Raw genomic sequence first — 3,764 nt, 5'->3', positions numbered from 1 at the left:
GCCACCGCCGAGTCCGGCGATGCCGGAACCGAGGCCGAAGGTCATCATGTCGATCCTGCCGGTCGACACGCCCACACAATCCGCCATGCGGCGGTTCTGGGTGACGGCGCGCACGAACAGGCCGAGGCGCGTCTTGTTCAGGATCGTCCAGACGGCGGCGACCACCGCCAGCGCGAAGAATATGATCACGATGCGGTTGTAGGACAGCACCAGCGAACCCATCACTGTCACGCCGCCGGACATCCAGGAAGGATTGGCGACTTCGACGTTCTGCGCGCCGAAGATCGAGCGTACGAGCTGCATCAGCATCAGGCTGATGCCCCAGGTGCACAGCAGGGTTTCCAGCGGACGGCCGTACAGCCAGCGGATGACGGTGCGCTCCAGCGCGATGCCGACGGCGGCAGCGACGAGGAAGGCAGCCGGCAGGGCGGCAACCAGGTAGAGGTCGATGGAATCAGGCAGGAATTTGCGGAACAGCAGCTGGCACACATAGGTCGTGTATGCGCCGATCATCAGCAGCTCGCCATGCGCCATGTTGATGATGCCCATCAGGCCGAAGGTGATGGCGAGGCCGAGTGCGGCGAGCAGCAGCACGCTGCCGAGCGAGGCCCCGTAGAACAGGTTGCCGACAAATTCGGTGCGGGCGAGCCGGGCATTGATCGCGCTGATGGTATTGACGGCGGCAATGCGCACCGCTTCGTCGGGTTCGTTGTACTGGCCGTTCGCATCCTTTTCCAGCATCTGCGACAGCAGCGGCTTGAGGCTGGCGTTGCTGCTGTCGGCCAATGCGGTGACTGCGTCCTTGCGCACAGTTGCGTCAGGAGATTGCAGGTTGGCGGTGGCGGCGGCGAGTTTCAGGATGGCCTTGATCTCGGCGTCACTTTCCTTTTCCAGTGCCTTGTTAATCATCGGAAGCTGGCCGGGATCGGCACCCTTCTGCATGTCCAGTGCGGCGGCCAGGCGTTCGTCGCGCTTGTCGGACAGCAGCCGGAAGCCGGACATCGCGCCTTCAAGCGCGCCGCGCAGGCGGTTGTTGATGGTGATGCCGTCCACGCCGTCCGGTGTCGGAATCGTTGCATCGGTGGCGGGATCGAAGGACTTGCCGTCTTCGACAATATAGACCTTGCCGTCGGGTGTGGTGTACAGGGTCTCGTTCCTGAGTGCACTCAGCAGCTTGAATGCATCATCGTTCGCGAGAGCCGCGATCTTGTTGACTGCTTCAATGCGCGCATCGGGGTCGTCCCCGCCAAGCGGCTTGAGCAGCTCGGCATCGATTGCCGCGTGCGCAATTGTTTGCGCGCACAGCATGCCGATGACGAGCAGTTGTCTGAGAAATTTCATTGCGATTCCTGGCAAGGCAAAATGCGAAAACTGCGGACGCAAAAAAGCCGGAGTGTGGAAGGAGGAGTCACGCTCCGGCTCGTACTGCAACAGGTGCTTCATCCCTCCGTGAAGGAGGGATGGGCATTACATGCTCTGCTTGCTCTCGTTACCCGGGATGAACGGGCTCCACGGTTGCGCGCGGATCGGGCCCTTGGTCTTCCACACGACGTTAAACTGACCGTCCGGCTTGATTTCGCCGATCATCACCGGCTTGTGCAGGTGGTGGTTGGTCTTGTCCATCACCAGGTCGTAGCCCGACGGCGCCTTGAAGGTCTGGCCGCCCATTGCCGCGATGACCTTGTCGGTATCGGTCGACTTGGCCTTCTCGACGGCCTGCTTCCACATGTGGATGCCGACGTAGGTGGCTTCCATCGGGTCGTTGGTCACGACGGTGTCGGCGTTCGGCAGTTTCTTGGCCTTGGCGTATTCCTTCCACTTCTTGATGAACTCGGTGTTGACCGGGTTCTTCACGGACTGGAAGTAGTTCCAGGCGGCGAGGTGGCCGACCAGCGGCTTGGTGTCGACACCGCGCAGTTCCTCTTCACCAACCGAGAAGGCGACGACCGGAACGTCGGTAGCCTTCAGGCCAGCGTTGCCCAGTTCCTTGTAGAAGGGCACGTTGGAGTCACCGTTGATGGTGGAGATCACGGCCGTCTTGCCGCCAGCGGAGAACTTTTTGATGTTGGCGACGATGGTCTGGTAGTCGGAGTGACCGAACGGGGTGTAGACCTCATCGATATCGGATTCCTTCACGCCCTTGGATTTCAGGAAGGCGCGCAGGATCTTGTTGGTGGTGCGCGGGTAGACGTAGTCGGTGCCCAGCAGCACGAAGCGCTTGGCGCCGCCGCCGTCCTTGGACATCAGGTATTCGACAGCCGGGATCGCTTGCTGGTTGGGCGCGGCGCCGGTGTAGAACACGTTCTTCTCGAGTTCTTCGCCTTCATACTGGACCGGGTAGAACAGCAGGCTGTTCAGTTCCTTGAAGACCGGGAGCACGGACTTGCGCGACACCGAGGTCCAGCATCCGAACACGACAGCCACCTTGTCCTGGGTGACAAGCTGGCGCGCCTTCTCGGCGAACAGCGGCCAGTTGGACGCCGGATCCACGACAACGGGTTCGAGCTTCTTGCCCATGACGCCACCCTGTGCATTGATCTCGTCGATCGTCATCAAGGCCACGTCTTTGAGCGAGGTTTCGGAGATCGCCATCGTGCCCGACAGCGAATGGAGAATACCGACCTTGATGGTGTCGGCGGCCAGAGCCTGAGGCAACCAGGCTGAAGCTGCAAGAGTCAAAGCGCCGGCGGCGGTCGCTTTCAGGAGTGTGCGACGGGACATTAGTTGCTCCTACGTTGGTTATGGGTCGGATCGTATTGCGATGGCTCGCAGGCAATGTTTAGCAGGTTGTGTGCCAGTCAACTTGCGGGGGAGATTCCGACTTTTTGGCCGCAGGCAGAGCTGTTATGGTGCGCCGTGTGCAAGCTTGGTGAGTTGCTGCTTTTTTATCGCGCACCGGCGCGCGAAATTAGTGCAATTGCAAGTTTTTGGCTTGCTGACTGCACGGAAAAGGAGGGCACGGGGAGGTGCGGCGGCGCCCGGCCGGTGCACCAGGAACAACTGGATTATTTATCTGCAGGGAAGGTGACGACGTGGTCGGCGCCGAGCCGGATGCCGATTTTTTCGCCGATCGCGTGGTTGTGGTGGGATGGCACCAGCGCGAGCAAAACCTGGCCGCTGGGAAGGCGCAATGTATACAGGAACTCGGCACCGCGGAAGGCCTTGCGGACCACTTCCGCCTGCAGCGGGCTGCAATCGTCGTGGATCACATCATCGGCGCGCAGCAGCACGTCAACCTGGTGCGCATTCTTCTCGTCGGGAGAGCAGAAGTCGACACCTTGCCAAAGGGGCAGGCTGCCGAGCTCGATGTTCACCTGCTGATTGGGCAAGTCGATGGTGCCCGGGGTGAAGACGCCCTGGCCGATGAAATCCGCGACGAAGCGGTTGCCGGGCTTGTGGTAAAGGTTATAGGCCGTGTCCCACTGTACGATTTCGCCGTTTTGCATGACGCCGATGTGATCGGCAATCGCAAATGCTTCATGCTGGTCGTGCGTGACCAGCACGCCAGTAGTGCCGAGTTCCTTCAGGATGTCGCGCACTTCGAGCGCCAGCCGCTCGCGCAGATCCACGTCGAGATTGGAGAAAGGCTCATCCAGCAGGAGCAGGTCAGGCTGCGGTGCGAGGGCGCGCGCGAGTGCGACGCGCTGCTGCTGGCCGCCGGACAGTTCGTGCGGATAGAGCCGTGCATGGGTGCCGAGGCCGACCAGGCGCAGCAGCTTGTCGACGCGCGCCTTACGCTCAGCCATGGTCAGCTTGCGCAGGCC

The 3,764-nt window shown here is 61.3% G+C and carries 3 protein-coding genes; all 3 read right to left on the bottom strand.

Annotation, left to right across the window (positions count from 1 at the left end; genetic code table 11):
• The coding region (urtB, locus tag AYR66_RS23635; protein WP_088710228.1) for an urea ABC transporter permease subunit UrtB at positions 1–1,341 on the bottom strand (1,341 nt) is incomplete at its 3' end.
• Between the two features lie 126 nt (positions 1,342–1,467).
• Positions 1,468–2,721, bottom strand: coding sequence for an urea ABC transporter substrate-binding protein (gene urtA / locus AYR66_RS23630; protein ID WP_088710044.1), 1,254 nt, complete (start codon positions 2,719–2,721; stop codon positions 1,468–1,470).
• A gap of 284 nt (positions 2,722–3,005) precedes the next feature.
• The coding region (locus tag AYR66_RS23625) for an ABC transporter ATP-binding protein (protein WP_141104314.1) at positions 3,006–3,764 on the bottom strand (759 nt) is incomplete at its 5' end.

Source organism: Noviherbaspirillum denitrificans (genome assembly GCF_002211445.1).
GTDB lineage: Bacteria > Pseudomonadota > Gammaproteobacteria > Burkholderiales > Burkholderiaceae_D > Noviherbaspirillum > Noviherbaspirillum denitrificans.
The sequence above is the reverse complement of the archived record's forward strand: the minus strand, read 5'-3'. Positions and strand labels throughout refer to the sequence as shown.

Excerpts from the sequence above, each read along its gene's own strand:
- urtA (WP_088710044.1), bottom strand. The coding sequence starts at position 2,721 with ATGTCCCGTCGCACACTCCTGAAAGCGACCGCCGCCGGCGCTTTGACT.